Here is a 16,127-nt window from a genome sequence, read left to right on the forward strand (position 1 = left end):
TCCCGGCGCTCAGCGCCGCGGATGGTGGCGGCGCACGAGATCGGCCAGCCGCTTGCGGGTGACGTGGGTGTAGATCTGGGTGGTGGAGAGGTCGGCGTGGCCGAGCATCATCTGGACGCTCCGCAGGTCCGCACCGCCCTCCAGGAGATGGGTGGCGAACGAGTGCCGCAGGGTATGGGGGCTCGTGGAGGCGGGAAGCCCCAGTTCCCGGCACCGCCGCTTCACCAGCGACCACACCGACTGGCGCGAGATCCGCCGGCCGAATCGGTTCAGGAACACGTGGTTCGTGCGAACGCCGGGCTTGGCGAGCCGAGGCCGCCCCCGCTCCAGGTACGCCCCCAGGGCCTCGGCCGCCCGCTCGCCCAGGGGGACGACCCGCTCCTTGCTGCCCTTCCCCAGGAGGCGCACGTATCCCACGGAGAGGTCGATCTGGTCGAAGGTGAGATCGCACAACTCCGAAACCCGTAGCCCGGAGCCGTACAGGAGTTCCAGGATCGCGCGGTCCCGCAGGGCCTGGGCCGAGTCCCCGGGGGGGCCCTCGGCGAGCGCCGCCGCCTCGTCGGCCGACAGGGTGTGGGGGAGGGTTTTCCAGACCCGGGGGGACTCCAGGCGGGTGAAGGGGTCCGCGGAGAGAACTCCTTCGCGCACGAGGAACCGGAACACCCCCCGCAGGGCCGACATCCGGCGGGCCAGTGTCCGGCTCGACACCCCCCTGCCCTTCTCGGCCCGCAAAAACCCGAGGATGTCGGCCCCCCGCACCCGGCCGAGGTCGGACGCCCGGGATCCCAGATACGCGGCAAACCGTCGAAGATCGCGGCCGTAGGCGTCCAGCGTGCGGGGGCTCACGCCCCGCTCCACCGCCAGGTGCTCGAGGAACGCGTCGAGCCAGGGGACCGCTTCCGGCCCATGGGACACGGCCGCTTCCTTCCTCAGATCCCGTTGGGCTGGCGCTTGGGCAGCACCAGGTGCACCGCGGTTCCGCGGCCCACCTGGCTCTCGATGTCCACCGCACCGCCGTGGCGCGTGACGATCCGGTGGACCATGGTGAGCCCCATACCGGCCCCTGCGGTCTTCGTGGTGTAGAACGGGTCGAAGACGTTGGCGATCTGGTCCTTGGGAATCCCGCGGCCCGTATCGGCCACCACGAGCCGCACCCGGTCGCCCAGGTCCTCCAATCGGACCGAGATCGTGCCCCCCGGTGGGGTGGCCTCGATGGCGTTCTGGAGGAGGTTCTCCAGCGCGAGCCGGAGATTCTGGGGGTCCCCCTGGATCGCCCCCACCTCCCCGTAGTCCCGCTCCAGCCGCAACCCCGCCTCCTCGAGGGTACCCGCATAGCGGTCGAGCACCTCGTCGGCCAGTTGCCGCAGGTCCACGCTCTGGTACGGGGAGATCATCAGGGTCTTGAACCGGACGATCTCCTCGACCATCGACTCCAGCCGCTTCACCTCCTGGAGAATCCGTTCCGCGTAGTCCCTCAGCGGGCTATCCTCGGGCAGTTTGTCCCGGATGCGGCGGGCGAACCCGCCGATCGCCACCATGGGGTTTCGGACCTCGTGGGCCACCCCCTCCGCCATCTGCCCCAGGGCATCGAGCCGCTCCTCGGTGAGGCGTCGCTCTTCCGAGAACCGGCGCTGGAGGAGGCTCTTAACCCGGGCCATGAGCTCCTGGGGGTTGAACGGCTTTGTGATGTAGTCGTCGGCCCCGATGTCGAGCCCCCGGATCTTGTCGGGGACCTCCCGCTTCGCCGTGAGCATCAGCACCGGGATCGACCGGGTGGCGTCGGAGGTTTTCAGCCGCTCGCACACCCCGTAGCCGTCGAGCTTGGGCATCATGACGTCGAGGATCACGAGGTCCGGATCCTCCGCCGCCACCTTTTCGAGGGCCTGTTCCCCGTCGTACGCCTCGCAGGTGCGGTACCCGGCGGCGCGGAGCCGCTTGACCAGCAGTTCCACGTTGTCGATGTTGTCGTCCACCACCAGGATCTTCGGCGCCGTGGTCACGGTCGTCTCCTCATCGCCCTGGAAATCGCCGCTCCCCCAGCGGCCCCGGCCCTCGGAATGTCCCGTTCCCGTTGCAAGGCCCCGTGGGGCGAGGCCGCGGGCCCTCCCGGCCCCTTAGCGCGCTTCCCCCTTCCGGAGAAAATCGGCGACCTGGTCGGGGAGGGCGCGCACGTCCACGGGTTTCGCGATGTACCCGTCGCATCCGGCCTCCAGGGCCCGTTCCCGGTCGCCCACCATGGCGTAGGCCGTGATCGCCACCACCGGAACCCCGGCAACCCCCGGCAGCGCCTTGAGCCTCCGGGTGGCCTCGAGCCCGTCCATCCCCCCGAGGCTGATGTCCATGAGGACGAGGTCCGGACGGACCCTGGGGGCCAGTTCGAGGGCCTCTTCCCCCGACGTGGCCTCCACCACCTCGTACCCGTGGCGGGAGAGCACCTTGACCAAGAGGTCCCGGTTGTCGACGTTGTCCTCTACCACCAGAATCTTCGGGGCCACTCGAATCCTTCACTTCCCGCCAAGGCGGCGCAGTCGCTTGGCGGTTTGGGGGCTGGAAACCGTAACAACATGGCCGGCGTCGGCCAGCCCAACCCGTGGGCACCGGCGCGGGGCAACCTTGCGGAAGAAAGCCGGCAGACCATCACTCCGACGGGTGGAGGGAGGCGTCGGGGGCGAGGTGCGCCCCTCGAAGGCCTCGGGTCGACAACCCCCACCTCCCCCTTCGATTCCGGACGGTTCCCCCGGCCAGCCCCTGGGGGAATGGTCGTCCGAGCCGCGACGGCTGATCCCCGCAGGCCTGGAAGCCCGGATCGCCGCCGGGAGCCCCCACTCCCGCCGCTTCCGACCCCGTGGAACCCGGTTGGTTCCTGCGGGCGGCCCCGCCTAGGGGCGGCAGGTCTCGCCCGTTTCCGCGCCCGGCCGCGGCGTCGCCTCCGGTCCTTCCCGTGGGAGCCACACCGTGAAACAACTTCCCTCGCCCACCCGGCTCACCACCGTGATCTCCCCGCCGTGGAGCTCCACCAGGCGCTTCGCAATGCTCAGCCCGAGCCCCGTGCCGCCGTGGGCACGGGTGGTGGACCCGTCGAGCTGTTTGAACGCCTCGAAGATCACCGCGAGACCGTCCTCGGGGATGCCGATCCCCGTGTCCTCCACATCGACGGCCACGCCGTCGGTGGCACGCGGTTCCGGCCGCACCCGGATCGTGACCCGGCCCGCGTCCGTGAACTTGATAGCATTGTTCACAAGGTTGTTCAACACTTCCCGAATCTTGTTCGGGTCGGCCACGACCCTGAGGTCGCCCTCCTCCCGGCGCACCACGAGCCGCAGGTTCTTCGCCTCGGCCATGGTGCGTTGGTCCTCGGCCACCTCCTCGGCCAACGACCCCAGGTCGAACCGGTGGAGTTCCAACTCCATCCGGCCGGCCTCGATCTTCGAGAGATCCAGGATATCGTTGATCAGCTTCAAGAGATGCCGGGCGTTCTTCTCGACCCGTTCCAGGCTCTTGCGCTGCTCGTCCGTGAGCGGCCCGTCCACCTCGTCGAGAACGAGCTGGGTGTACCCGAGGATCGAGTTCATCGGGGTCCGGAGTTCGTGGCTCATGTTGGCCAGAAACTCGCTTTTCAACCGGTCGAGTTCCTGCAAGTTGCGGTTCGCCTCCTCGAGTTCCCGGGTCCGCTCCCGGACCTTCTCCTCGAGGGTGCGGTTGAGCTCCCGGATCTCCTCGTAGAGCCGGGCGTTGGCGAGGGCGAGCGCGAGCTCGGTCGCCAGGGCCTCGAACGCCTCCACGAACTTCTCGGAGAAATAGCCCTTTCGCCGGCTGCTTCCGGCCACCAGCACCCCGATCACCTGGTGTTCATGTACGATGGGCGTGGCGATCAACGAAAGAAGCCCGGGATCCGCCGTGACCTCCAGGGGAAGGGGCTGGGGCGCCAGGGCGGAGTCCGACAGGAACACGGTCCGCCGGTCCCCGAGCGCCTGGACCACGTACGAGGGCCGCCGGGATCCACGAGAAATCGCGGAAAGATACTGCTGGGGAAACCCCTCGGCCCGGGCCGGGTGGAGCCTTCCGTCCCGCACCAGGAACACCGCCCGGCGATCCATGCCGAACTCGGAGCCCACCAGGTCGAGCACGGCCCGGATCGCCTCGTCTTCGTCCAGGGTGGCCGCGACCCGCTTCGACGCCTCGAAAAGAACCGAGAGCTCGCGCACCCGGGCCTGGAGTTCCTCGCGGCTCTCTTCGAGGCTCAGGGAGACCGCGCCGAACACGTCGAAGATCTCCTCCAGGGTCGTGCCCTTGAGATCCAGATACCGCTGGACCACTCGGCTTGCGGCCACCGGACCCAGGGCCCCCGCGAGGCTCCGCTCCACGTGGGCCTGGAGCTCGAGCATCCGGTCGTCCGAAAGAACGGCCTTGCGGTCGTACCCCGAGTCCCCGAAAAACTCCCCGAGCCGCTGCCGGGCCTTCGCGGCCCCGAGGAACTTGGCCAGGAGCTCCTCGAACTCGCCCACCGACGGGGCCCGGGCCATTCGCAGATCGGGCCGCGCCCGGGGAGCGGGCCCCATGGCGTCCAGGAACCGGGGGATCTGCTCCTGTTCGGCCCGGGATGGCCGGGTGAGCAGGCTCACGGCCAGGAACGCCACGGCGTTCAGGAGCAGGGACCAGAACAGGCCGTGGCTCCAGAGATCCAGTCCCTCCAGACCCAGAAACGCGTCGGGCCGGAGGATCCGGATCCCCCAGGGGCCGTCCCGGAGCACCGACAGGGGGATCCAGCCGGCCTTTGCCAGGGACGGGGTGAGGAAGAAGTAGAGCCACGAGGCAAACCCGGCCAGCAACCCGGCCGCGGCGCCCCGGCCGGTCGCCGGCCGCCAGTAGAGCCCCCCCAGCACAGCCGGGGCGAGCTGCGCCGCCGAGGCGAAGGACAAAAGCCCGATGTCCACCAGCATGAACCGCTCGCCCAGCAGCCGGTAGTACGCGTACCCCAGGAGGATCACCCCCACGATGATGGCCCGCTTGCAGTGGAGCAGCAGGGGCGCCATGCGCCGCGGCCAGCCCACCCGCAGGAGCACCGGGACGACGAGGTTGTTGAGGACCATGGTAGAGATGGCCACCGAGGAGACCACCACCATCCCGGTGGCCGCAGAAAGCCCCCCGAGGAACGCGGCCAGGGCCAGGAGGTTGTGCCCCGTGCGCAGGGGGATCCGCAGGACGAAGGTGTCGGCGAGCGCCGGGCTCTGGAAGAGTAGGAGCCCCCCGAACGCGATCGGGGCGACGAACAGGTTGATCAGAAAGAGATACAGGGGAAAGAGCCACATGGCGTGGCGGATGTGCTCCTCCTTGCAGTTCTCCACGACCATGACGTGGAACTGCCGGGGCAGCAGCATAACGGAGCAGGCCGAGAGCACGAGCAGGGTGAACCAGGTGGAGTAGGAACGCCCGGGCGCGGCCCCCAGGGTCAGCAGGTGGGAGAAGAACTCGTGGTCAGCGATCTGGGCGAAGATGTCGGAGAACCCGGAGAAGAGCCCCCACGTGACGAAGCCGCCCACGGTGAGGAGCGCGGCGAGCTTCACCACGCTCTCGAGGGCCACGGCCGCCACCATCCCCTCGTGGCGTTCCGAGGGGTCCAACCTCCGGGCCCCGAACATGCCGCCGAACACGCCCAGGACGAGGGCCACCGCGAACGCCGTGTCCTGTACGAACCACTCGGGGTGGCCCACGATCCGAAACGGGGTCTCGGGGGACACCTGGGTCAGAATCTCAAAGGTCGTGGAGATGGCCTTGAGCTGGAGCCCGATATAGGGGGTGTTCCCCACAAGGATCATCACGGTGACCAGGGCGCCCAGCCGCCCGCTCTTTCCGTACCGGGACGCCACCAGGTCGGAGAGCGAGGTGATGTGGTTCTCCCGGGACACCCGCACGAGTTTCCGGAGCAGGGTCCACCAGGAGAACGCGATCAGGGTGGGCCCGAGGTACACGGCCAGGAACTGAAACCCCGAAACCGTGGCCCGCCCGACGCTCCCGTAGAAGGTCCAGGAGGTGCAGTAGACGGCGGTCGAGAGGGCGTAGACCAGGGGGTTGGAGATGATGCTCCGGCCCCGGTCTTTGCGCCGCTCGGCCCAGTAGGCCACCCCGAACAGAAGCAGGAGGTACGCAAACGCGATCGACGCAACCCACCCCCACGTGAGCGGCATCTCAGGAACCGTCCTCCGGGGGGCCGACCCGGCGCAGGAGGTGGGCGTAAAGGGCGATGGCCGCGATGCTCACGGCCCACCCGCCCATGAGGTAGAGGAACAGGAGGGGGATCCGGCCCACGGTCACGGGCCGGTCGAAGATCATGAGGAACGGGTAGTTGATCATGAGGGTGCCGAGGACGAAGGCGATCCACCACCACTGCCGCAGGCGGGCCGCGCTCCATCCCCCCTTCACGGCGCCCCTCCCGGGTTCCCCGTCGTCCCCGGCATCGCGGACCTCCCTACACCCGGATCAACTCCCTGGGAGAAACGGTGAGCGGTTCCACCCCCGTCGCGGTGACCCGAAACGTGTCCTCGACCCCCACGGCCCCCACGCCCGGGATCACGAATTTGGGCTCCAACGCAAACACCATACCCTCCTCCAGGGGCACCCGGAAGCCCCGGGCCAAGAACGGCGGTTCATCCACCTCGAGCCCGATGCCGTGGCCCACGAACGTGACCGGGTTGCGGTGCCCCAGGAAGGTTCGGGCGAAGGGGGCGTCGTCGGCCTTCGCCCGGGCGACCCGGTAGAGGTCGTCCCCCGTCACCCCGGGCCGGGCCATCGCCGTCACGGCGTCCTGGACCGCGCAGGCGGCCGCGAACGCCCGGGTTACGGTTTCGGGGGGCTCGCCCAAGCAGAAGATGCGGGTCTGGTCGCACAGGTACCCCTGGTTGTTCCCCACCAGGTCCACGGTGATCGGTTCCCCGGGCCCGATGGGCCGGGGGCTCGCCCCCTGGGGAAGGGCGGCCCCGAGCCCGGCTCCGCCCGTGGGCGCGTCGAGGAACGACGGCTCGGCGGCCGTGGGCCCGGCCATCACGTGCCCGTAGAAGATCTCCTGGTTGAAGCCCCGCATCCGCAGGAGCCCCCCGTGCCCCCGTCGGCGCAGTTCGTACTCGACGGCCGCGGCCAACTCGACCTCCGGGATCCCGGGACGAAGGAGCCCGGGCACAGCCGCCACGGCCTCGGCCACCACCCGGGCGGCGCCCCGGATGCGCTCGATCTCCCACCGCGTCTTGACGGCCCGGGCCAGCGAGAGGGGCCCCGAGACGTCGGCGAGGTCCACCCCCTCGAGGAGGGCCTCGAACCGCCGGAACTGGTTCACCGGCAGGACGTCCAGCTCGAGCCCCAGGGGCTGGGGGATCTCCCCCAGCGCCTCCCGGATGGCCGATGGCAGCGCCCGCTGGCTCTCCAGCTCGACCACCCGGCACGGGGTTTCCCGGCGGGCCCGTTCGGCGTCCTTCCGGCAGAACACCACCGGATCCCCCGAGGCGGCCACGACGACCGCCCCGGCCTGCATGGTGCCGGAGGCCCAGTACCTCGAGGCGTTCGCCAGGAGCAGGGCGCCTCCGAGCCCCTGGCGGGCCATGCCCCGCTGGAGCCGGGACACCCGGACACGAAGATCTTCGATCGGGACCCCTTGCGCTTCGGTCATCTCGTCTCCTCCCCGGGGCGGGACCGGCGTCGGAACTCCAGCCGCACGGGCACCCCTTCGAATCCAAAAGTCTCCCGCAGGCGGTTCACCAGGTACCGCCGGTACGACTCGGTGATCCCCTCCGGAAAGCTCGTGAACGCGGCAAACGTGGGCGGCGCGGTGTCCACCTGGGTCATGTAGTAGATGCGGGTGCGCTTGCCCACCTGGACCGGCGGCGGGAGCTCCCGAATCGCCGCCTCCAGGAACGCGTTCACCTGGGAGGTGGGGATCCTGCGAGTCCACTCCCCGTGGAGCCGGTCCACGAGCTCGAACACCCGGTGCACCCGCTGGCCGGTCAGGGCCGACAGGCTCACCACGGGCACGTGGCCGTGGGGCCCGAGCCGGCTGCGGAGCTCCGCCACCGTGCGGTCGAACGTCTTTTCGTCCTTCTCCACCAGGTCCCATTTGTTGAGCACGACTCCCAGGGCCCGCCCCCCCTTGAGGACCAGGTTCAGGATGCGGGCGTCCTGGTCGGTGAGCCCTTCGGTGGCATCGAGGAGCACGAGGCACACCTCGGCCCGGTCGATGGTCTTGAGGGCCCGGACCACGCTCCATCGCTCGACCCCCTGCTCCACCTTGCTTTTCCGCCGGATTCCCGCCGTGTCGATGAGCAGATATGGCCGTCCTTCGTGCCGGACCAGGGTGTCGATGGGATCCCGGGTGGTCCCCGCCCGGGCGCTCACCACCACCCGCTCCCGGCCCACGAGCCGGTTCACCAGCGAGCTCTTCCCCACGTTGGGCCGGCCCAGCACGGCCACCCGGACCGCGGACTCCCCCTCCGGTTCGGGTTCCTCCGGCGCGGGCGGCAGGCGTTCCCGCAGGGCGTCCTCGAGGGCGTCCACGTCGCGGCCGTGCTCGGCCGACACCGGGAACACGGCGTCAAACCCGAGGGCGTAGAACTCGGCGGCCGCGGCCTCCCACCGGGGCCCGTCCACCTTGTTCACCACTAGAAGCACGTCCTTGCTGCGCCGCCGGAGGACCTGGGCGATCTCCTCGTCGGCCGGCAGCACCCCCTCGTGGGCATCGGTGACGAACAGGATGAGGTCCGCCTCCTCCACGGCCTGGAGGGCCTGCCGGGTCATCCCGTCCTCCACCTCGTCGGCCGGTTCCGGGGCGAGGCCCCCGGTGTCCACCAGCGTGACCCGCCGGTCACCCCATTCGACCGGGGCGTACCGGCGGTCGCGGGTCACCCCCGGCACGTCCTCCACGATGGCCACCCGTCGGCCCACCAGGCGGTTGAACAGGGTGGACTTGCCCACGTTGGGCCGGCCCACGATCGCCACCAGGCTCATCCGCGCACCTCATAGCCGAACCGCCGCAGCGCCCGGGGATCCTTGGTCCAGTTCCGGTCCACGGTGACGTGGAGATCCAGGAACACCCGGGCCCCGAGAAGGGCCTCCAGATCGAGCCGCGCACGGCGGCCCACCTCCTTGATCAGCCGACCCCCCTTGCCGATCACGATGCCCTTCTGGCTCGGCCGCTCCACGTGGATCGTGGCGTGGATCACCACGAGATCGGCCTCGGGCCGCTCTTGCCACGACTCCACGGTCACGGCCACGCTGTAGGGGATCTCCTCCCCCGTGAGCTCGAAGAGCTTCTCCCGGATGAACTCCTCGGCCAGGAACCGCTCCGGCCGGTCGGTCAACTGGTCCTCGGGAAAGTACGCCGGCCCCTCGGGCATGCGGGCCGCGAGGTCGTCCAGCAACCCGTCCACCCCCTCCCCGGTGAGCGCCGAGATGCGGTGTACGGAAACCGGGGTCACGAGGTCCAGGAACGCCTCCGTGGCCGTGCGGCCCTGGTCGGCCTTGTTCACGGCCAGGATCACCGGCTTCCCCGATCGGCCCAGGTGCTCGGCCAGGACCTCGTCGTCCCGGTGCCGGCCGGTCACGGCGTCCACCAGGAAGAGGGCCACGTCCACGTCGGGCACGCAGGCGAGGGCTTCCTTGAGCATGTACCGGTTCAGGAGCTTCTCCCCCTCGTGGACCCCCGGGGTGTCGAAGAACACCATCTGGACCCCGTCGCGGGTCAGCACGCCGGCCACCCGGTTGCGGGTGGTCTGGGGCTTGGGACTCGTGATCACCACCTTCTGGCCCAGGATGCGGTTGAGCAGCGTCGATTTGCCCACGTTGGGCCGACCCAGGATGCCCACGAACCCCGAGCGCGTCACGGCCTGCCCTCCGGGCCGGGCCTCGCCGTCCCCTGCGGAAGTCTCGTCTCGCATTCTTCTTTCCGGTTGCGGCGTCAGGGGTTGGATTGGAGGTTCTGGGTGAGCTCCGTGCCCGGTTCCCCGGGTTTCGTCCGGTACACGAAGAACGTTCGGGTCGCCACGATCTTCTTTTCGTCGCGGGCCACCACGGTGATCCGGTTCGACCCCTCCTCCAACGGCACCTCCACCCGCACCTTCATCCGGTCGGAGTCGTCCGGGTTTCGGCGATACACCACCTTGTCCCGCTCCCTGTACGCGTACACGTCGCGCACCGCACCGTCGTCCGAGACCTCGATCTCGAAGGCGACCCGCTCGGCGTCGGTGCGAAGGGGCGGCCCCTCGGCGGCGAGCCGGGGCGGCTCCCGCGGCTCCCGGGCCGGATAGGGCTCGCCTACCCGGAACTCGAGCTCATCCGAGAAGAACGCCCCGAAATCCCGGTCGGTGATGCTCACCCCCACCTTCACGTCGCCGCTTTCCTCGGCTCGCACCAGCCGAAACTCCATGGGGGCGTTGATCACCTCTCCCGGGGCCAGGCCATCGAACCGGTGGCGGGCCTTCTCCAGGTAGAGCTGCTCCTTCTCCTCGCCCCGGATGTTCACCTCCACCGGCCCGCTCGCCCCCTCGCCCCGGTTCGCCACCTCGAGGACGAGCTGGATCCGCTCGCCCTCCTCGATCCGGCCGTCCCCCGACCGGGCCGGAACGGCCCGGTTCTCGTCGCGCATCCGGTACCGGTACGCGAACTCCGGCCGGGGAACCGGCACCACGTGGGCTGCCCCCGCGCCGGCGCCGGCCTCGTCGGTGCCGGCCGCGTGGAGCTTCAGGGTCACCGTGTCCCAGCGCGGGAGCGCCGACTTCGGCACCTCCACCTCGGCCACGGCCTCCTTCCGCTCCCCCGGGCCGAGGCGGCCGAACACGAAATCCAGGTTCTTGAGCAGGAGGTTCTCGGAGTCGGTGCGGCCCCACACCCGGTGAACCGGCTCCGTGCCGGGGTTTGCCACGGTGAACCGGAGGGTCACGGTCTCGCCGGGCACGAGCTCGGTGTCCTGGGGCGCCACCACGAGGAGGCCCGCCCCCCCCGGGCCCTCGGACCAGTCGATCCCGAGGGCGGCCAGGGCCTGGGAGATCTTCCGGTCCTCCTCGGCCCGCACCACGGGGATCACCCGCTGGGCCGCGGCGAGAAGGGCCCCGCGATCCCGTCCCTCGGCCGCCGCGAGCACCCGACGGGCGAGGCCCACCTCGAAGTCCTTGGCGAGCCGCTGGGCCTTTTCCTCCTTGGAAAGCTCCGAGAAGGGCTTCTCGTCCTCCTCCGGTTCCGGGGCCAGGTACTGGAGTTCGGCCCAGGGTTTTTCTGAGGCGTTCCCCCAGTCCTTGAAGGCATTTTCGAGATCCGCCTCGGCCACGTGGGCGGGGGGCGGGCCGATCCGCATCCGGCCCTTCTCGATCCGGGCCGGGTAGACCACGACGTCGGGCTGGATGCCGATGGACTGGATCGACACGTCGCCCGGGGTGAGGTACTGGGCCACCGTGAGCTTCAGGGCCCCGCCGTCGGTCAGGGGATAGAGCTTCTGCACCGATCCCTTGCCGAAGGTCTTCTGGCCGATCACGAGGGCCCGTGAGGCCTTGAGGGCCCCCGACACGATCTCGGACGCCGAGGCGCTTCCCTGGTTCACCAGGAGGGCCACCGGCCCCTCGAAGATCTCCGGGTCGTCGTCCCCGGCCTCGGCCCGGGAGTTGGCGTCCTTCTCGGGCCCGCGGGTGCTCACGATGGTCCCCTGTTCCAGGAACGCGTCCGAAAGCTCGATGGCCTGGTCCAGGAGACCCCCGGGGTTGTTCCGCAGATCCACCACGAGCCCCTTGAGGTCGGGGTGGGCCTTCAGGGCCTCGGACACGGCCTTTCGCAGTTCGTCGGTCGTGTCCTTCTGGAAATTCTTGACCCGGGCCACCAGAACGGGCGCCCCTTCGCCCTCGGTCAGCACGTAGCTCTCCACGCTGTCCACGTGGATCACCTCGCGGGTGAAGGTGATCGCCCGGGGTTCCGGCCACCCCTCCCGGTCGATGGTGAGGGTCACCTGGGTGCCCGGCTCGCCGCGCATCTTGTTGGCCGCCACGTCCACCGGCATGTTGATGGTGGGCTCGCCGTCGATGTAGAGGATCCGGTCTCCCGACCGCAGCCCCCCCCGTTCCGCGGGGGTGCCCTCGATCACGCTGATGATGGTCATCTCGCCGTCGCGGATGCCGAACACGAACCCGATGCCCCCGAAGGTGCCCCGGGTACCGATCATGAACTCCTTGAACATCTTGGGGCTGAACGCGCTCGAGTGGGGATCGAGCTTGGTGAGGGCACCGTTTAGGGCGGCGTAGTAGAGATCCTGTTCCTCGACCTCGTCCCCCAGGTTCTGGTGCACGAACCGAAGCGCGGTGGCCAGGATGTCGGCGGCCTTCCGGTACTCCCGGGCCTGGGTGAGGTCGAAGGTCTTCTCCGCCCGGTCCACCCGGATTCGGACCCGGCCATCGCCCGCCGGCTCCACCAAGACCTCCGGGTACTGGTTCTCCAGGGCCTCGAACGCGCCGTCCAGAAGGGCCCGTGGCGAGGCACGCTCCGGCTCCACGTACTTCTTCTCCACGTAGTAGAAAACCTGCTGGACGATGCGGGGATAGGGGTCGCCCAACCGGTGGAAAAACCCGGTGGCCCCAAGGGCTTGTCGGGGGAAGCAGATCCAGGCAGCGGTCACCAAAACCGCAAGAATCGGGATCAGGGCGCGGGACGTTCGGCAGACGGATCGCAAGCGTCACCCTCCACGACGGGGTTGGGATGGGGGCGCGGCCCCGGTGGGCCGCCGTGACGCTAGCATACACGAAGGCGGGGGGAAAAGCCGAGCCTACCCTTCGCCGGCAGGGTCTCCCTTTCGGAGCCGCTCCAGGTACTCGGCCCACTCCACCGGCAGGAGGTAGCGCTTCTTGCTGTTACAGTCCTTGCAGGCGGGCACCACGTTGGACCGCACCGACCGGCCACCCCGGGCCAGCGGCACCACGTGGTCCATGGTGAGTTCGGAAGGGGGCACCCTTCGGCCGCAGTAGTGGCACACCCCGGCCGCGACCCGGCGCTTCCACCACCCGGTTTTCCGGAGCTCCCGGGCCCTCGCCTTCTCCCGGGCCACGTGTTCCGGTGAGGCCGATGCGAAGAAAACGTCGTCCACCGTGGTCCTCACGAAAAAAGGGCGGCCCGCGGGCCGCCCTTCCGGTCGTCCGGAGAGGCCGGAGTTACTTGTGGCACTCGTTGCACTTCATCTTCTTCTTGGCGTCGTTGGCCCGGTGGCAGCTCCAGCACTTGCCCACTTCCTTCTTGTGGGCGGCGTCCTTGAAGCTGAGGGCGTTGCCCTCGGCCTCGGCCTTGTGGCACTCGCCGCACTTGTACTTCTCTTCCTTCTTGTTGTGGTGGCACTCTTCGCACTTCACGTCCTTGTGCTTGGAGTGGTCGAAGGTCACCACACCCTTCTTCCCGAAGTTCGTGACCTCGATGGGCCCCGCCGGGGCATCGTCGGCCTGGGCGGCGCCCAGGGCAAGACCCAGCGAGAACACGGCGGCGGCGGCGAACAACACGAGCTTCTTCATCTGGCACTACCTCCCTTTGGGTGTTGAAGTGGCCCCACGAACCGAGCCTTCCCGAATGAAAACCGGGCGCCTGTATACCACGGGAGCCCGGTGCCGCGTCAAGGGGGGGGTAACCTCGGTCCCCGGTCCTTGGCCGTCCGGCGGCGACCCGGCGGCTCAGGTGGTCCCGCCGCGGCCCAGGGCGTCCGCGACCTTCCGGTCCTTCTCGTCCACCTCCCGGGCCATGGCCTCCTTGAGGGCCTTCAGGCGAAGGGCCAGGTCCGGGTCGGAGAGCGCGAGGATCTGGCAGGCCAGCACCGCCGCGTTCCGGGCTCCGGCCTTGCCGGCGGCCACCGTGGCCACCGGAATCCCCGGCGGCATCTGCACGGTGGACAAAAGGGCGTCGAGTCCCCGAAACGGGCCCGCATCCACCGGAATCCCGATCACCGGTCGCACGGTCTCGGCCGCCACCACCCCGGCCAGGTGGGCCGCCATGCCGGCCGCGCACACGAACACCTCGACCCCCTGGGCCTCGGCCTCGGCCACGAGCCGCCGGGTGCGCTCGGGGCTCCGGTGGGCCGAGCTCACCCGCACCACGTAGGGCACCTCCATGCGGTCCAGAAACCCGGTCGTCTCCTGGACCACGGGGAGGTCCGAGTCGCTGCCCATGAGGATCAACACCTTGGGCGCCTTCGCCCCGGACATCCCTCAGCCCTCCCCCAGGCGGCGAAGGGCCTTCCGGCCGATGTCCCGGCGGTAGTGGCACCCGGGCCAGGAGATCCGCTCCACGGCCTCGTAGGCCCGGCGGATCGCCGCCGGGATGTCGGCGCCCAGGGCGGTGACCCCGAGCACCCGGCCCCCGGCCGTGACCACTCGGCCGTTCTCCCGCCTGGTTCCGGCGTGGAACACCACCACGTCTTCCAGGGCCTCGGCCTCGTCCAGGCCCCGGATCTCGAGGCCCTTCTCGTAGGCCCCCGGGTATCCCCCCGAAGCCATCACCACGCACACGGCCGGCCGCGGATCCCAGTCCAGGGTCACCCGGTCCAGGGCGCCGTCCACGCAGGCCTCCAACACGGGCACGAGGTCTCCCTTCATGCGTAGCACGATGGGCTGGCACTCGGGGTCGCCGAACCGGCAGTTGAACTCCAGGACCTTGACCTCGTCGCCCCGGATCATGAGCCCGGCGTAGAGCACCCCCGTGTAGGGGGTCCCCTCGGCCGCAAGCCCCTCGACCACCGGCCGGATCACGGTGGCCACGATCCGGTCGAACAGTTCCGGGGTCACCACCGGCGCCGGGCTGTAGGCACCCATCCCCCCGGTGTTGGGGCCCCGGTCGTCGTCGAACACCGGCTTGTGGTCCTGGCTCGAGTCCATCGGCAGGACGGTTCGGCCGTCGCAAAACGCGAGGAAGCTCGCCTCCTCCCCCTCGAGGCACTCCTCCACCACGATCCGGCCGCCGGCGTCCCCGAACTCCCGGGCCACCATCATGGCGTCCACGGCCGAGAGGGCCTCGTCCACCGTGCGGGCCACGGTCACGCCCTTCCCGGCCGCCAGGCCGTCGGCCTTGACCACGATCGGAGCCCCCTGCTCCCGGATGTAGGCCTTGGCCTCGGCCGGATCCGTGAACTCCCGGTACGCGGCCGTGGGCACCCCGAACCGCTCCATCACGGCCTTGGCGAACGCCTTCGACCCCTCGAGCCGGGCGGCCGCGGCCGTGGGGCCGAAGATCCTGAGGCCCCGCTCCCGGAACCGGTCCACGATCCCGAGGACCAGGGGCGCCTCGGGTCCCACCACCGTAAGGTCGATCCCCTCGGCCTCGGCGAACGCGGCGAGGGAGTCCACGTCGTCGGCCGCGATGGGCACGTTGCGGGCCACCTTCTCGGTGCCCGCGTTCCCCGGCGCGGCGTACACGGCAGTCACCTTGGGGCTCTGGGCGATCTTCCAGGCGAGCGCGTGCTCCCGGCCCCCTCCTCCCACCACGAGGACCTTCATGCCTCCACCCCCCTTCCCTTGAGCCACCCGGCGATGGCCGCGTCGTAGGCCGAGGTGCGGCTGAAGGCCTTGGCGGCCAGCTCGTAGCGCAGCTCGGGCCCCACCTCGCCGCCGTTTCGATCCATCTCGTCCAAGACCCGGCCGTAGTCGGCCGGATCCACCACCACCGTGACATACTTGTGGTTCTTCGCGGCCGCCCGGATCATGCAGGGCCCCCCGATGTCGATCTGCTCCACGGCCTGCTCGCGGGTGCAGCCCGGTTGGGCCACGGTCTTCTCGAAGGGGTAGAGGTTCACGGCCACGAGATCGATCGGCTCGATCCCGTGCTGGGCCATCTGGTCCCGGTGCCGGGGGTCGTCCCGGAGGGCCAGGATGCCGCCGTGGATCTTGGGCACCAGGGTCTTCACCCGGCCGTCCAGGATCTCGGGAAACCCGGTGTAGGCGCTCACCTCGGTGACCGGGACCCCGGCCTCCCGGAGCATGCGGGCCGTCCCGCCGGTGGAGAGGATCTCCACGCCCCGGTCGGCGAGGCCCCGGGCGAACTCCACCACCCCGGTCTTGTCGGACACGCTCACGATCGCCCTTCGAATCGGTGCCATGGCTTGGTTCCTCCGTAACGGCTGGAAGGCTGGAAGGCCAGAA

General features: G+C 69.9%; 13 protein-coding genes and 1 pseudogene. All 14 read right to left on the reverse strand.

The features are described 5' to 3' along the window. Positions 1 to 9: 9 nt before the first annotated feature. A complete protein-coding gene (gene xerD, locus ACY0I8_RS02670; protein ID WP_461393473.1) occupies positions 10 to 915 on the reverse strand; it encodes a site-specific tyrosine recombinase XerD in 906 nt (301 codons plus the stop codon). Positions 916 to 929: 14 nt separating this feature from the next. Beyond that, positions 930 to 2,000 (reverse strand): ATP-binding response regulator, encoded by a 1,071-nt coding sequence (locus tag ACY0I8_RS02675; RefSeq protein WP_459940693.1) that lies wholly within the window; start codon positions 1,998 to 2,000, stop codon positions 930 to 932. 114 nt (positions 2,001 to 2,114) lie between these two features. Further along, the gene (locus tag ACY0I8_RS02680; RefSeq protein WP_461393474.1) at positions 2,115 to 2,495 is read right to left on the reverse strand and encodes a response regulator; all 381 of its coding nucleotides are present in this window, start codon (positions 2,493 to 2,495) and stop codon (positions 2,115 to 2,117) included. 384 nt (positions 2,496 to 2,879) lie between these two features. Continuing rightward, positions 2,880 to 6,185: an ATP-binding protein gene (locus tag ACY0I8_RS02685; RefSeq protein WP_461393475.1), complete on the reverse strand. Its 3,306-nt coding sequence runs from the start codon at positions 6,183 to 6,185 to the stop codon at positions 2,880 to 2,882. Position 6,186: 1 nt separating this feature from the next. Then, entirely contained in the window at positions 6,187 to 6,420 is a 234-nt protein-coding gene (locus ACY0I8_RS02690) for a hypothetical protein (protein ID WP_459940696.1), read from the reverse strand. A 46-nt stretch (positions 6,421 to 6,466) separates the two neighbouring features. Further along, entirely contained in the window at positions 6,467 to 7,657 is a 1,191-nt protein-coding gene (locus ACY0I8_RS02695) for a M24 family metallopeptidase (RefSeq protein ID WP_461393476.1), read from the reverse strand. After that, positions 7,654 to 8,988, reverse strand: a complete 1,335-nt coding sequence (der, locus tag ACY0I8_RS02700) for a ribosome biogenesis GTPase Der (protein ID WP_461393477.1) — start codon at positions 8,986 to 8,988, stop codon at positions 7,654 to 7,656. The genes ACY0I8_RS02695 and der overlap by 4 nt, the downstream gene beginning before the upstream one ends. Beyond that, complete coding sequence (era, locus tag ACY0I8_RS02705; protein WP_459940699.1) at positions 8,985 to 9,917, reverse strand: GTPase Era; 933 nt, start codon at positions 9,915 to 9,917, stop codon at positions 8,985 to 8,987. The genes der and era overlap by 4 nt, the downstream gene beginning before the upstream one ends. Before the next feature lie 20 nt (positions 9,918 to 9,937). Next, positions 9,938 to 12,634, reverse strand: a complete 2,697-nt coding sequence (locus ACY0I8_RS02710; protein ID WP_461393478.1) for an MXAN_5808 family serine peptidase — start codon at positions 12,632 to 12,634, stop codon at positions 9,938 to 9,940. Between the two features lie 147 nt (positions 12,635 to 12,781). Further along, complete coding sequence (locus ACY0I8_RS02715) at positions 12,782 to 13,099, reverse strand: HNH endonuclease (RefSeq protein ID WP_461393479.1); 318 nt, start codon at positions 13,097 to 13,099, stop codon at positions 12,782 to 12,784. A gap of 64 nt (positions 13,100 to 13,163) precedes the next feature. Next, positions 13,164 to 13,514, reverse strand: a complete 351-nt coding sequence (locus tag ACY0I8_RS02720; protein WP_461393480.1) for a cytochrome c3 family protein — start codon at positions 13,512 to 13,514, stop codon at positions 13,164 to 13,166. A gap of 156 nt (positions 13,515 to 13,670) precedes the next feature. Beyond that, a complete protein-coding gene (gene purE, locus ACY0I8_RS02725) occupies positions 13,671 to 14,198 on the reverse strand; it encodes a 5-(carboxyamino)imidazole ribonucleotide mutase (protein WP_461393481.1) in 528 nt (175 codons plus the stop codon). Between the two features lie 3 nt (positions 14,199 to 14,201). Beyond that, positions 14,202 to 15,485, reverse strand: coding sequence for a phosphoribosylamine--glycine ligase (gene purD / locus ACY0I8_RS02730; protein WP_461393482.1), 1,284 nt, complete (start codon positions 15,483 to 15,485; stop codon positions 14,202 to 14,204). Between the two features lie 11 nt (positions 15,486 to 15,496). Continuing rightward, positions 15,497 to 16,084: pseudogene (gene purH, locus ACY0I8_RS02735) on the reverse strand (bifunctional phosphoribosylaminoimidazolecarboxamide formyltransferase/IMP cyclohydrolase); the annotation flags it as partial. Between the last annotated feature and the right edge of the window lie 43 nt (positions 16,085 to 16,127).

The sequence above is a fragment of the Deferrisoma sp. genome (assembly GCF_054681715.1).

Excerpts from the sequence above, each read along its gene's own strand:
- ACY0I8_RS02685 (WP_461393475.1), bottom strand. The coding sequence starts at position 6,185 with ATGCCGCTCACGTGGGGGTGGGTTGCGTCGATCGCGTTTGCGTACCTC.
- ACY0I8_RS02695 (WP_461393476.1), bottom strand. The coding sequence starts at position 7,657 with ATGACCGAAGCGCAAGGGGTCCCGATCGAAGATCTTCGTGTCCGGGTG.
- der (WP_461393477.1), bottom strand. The coding sequence starts at position 8,988 with ATGAGCCTGGTGGCGATCGTGGGCCGGCCCAACGTGGGCAAGTCCACC.
- era (WP_459940699.1), bottom strand. The coding sequence starts at position 9,917 with ATGCGAGACGAGACTTCCGCAGGGGACGGCGAGGCCCGGCCCGGAGGG.
- ACY0I8_RS02720 (WP_461393480.1), bottom strand. The coding sequence starts at position 13,514 with ATGAAGAAGCTCGTGTTGTTCGCCGCCGCCGCCGTGTTCTCGCTGGGT.
- purE (WP_461393481.1), bottom strand. The coding sequence starts at position 14,198 with ATGTCCGGGGCGAAGGCGCCCAAGGTGTTGATCCTCATGGGCAGCGAC.
- purD (WP_461393482.1), bottom strand. The coding sequence starts at position 15,485 with ATGAAGGTCCTCGTGGTGGGAGGAGGGGGCCGGGAGCACGCGCTCGCC.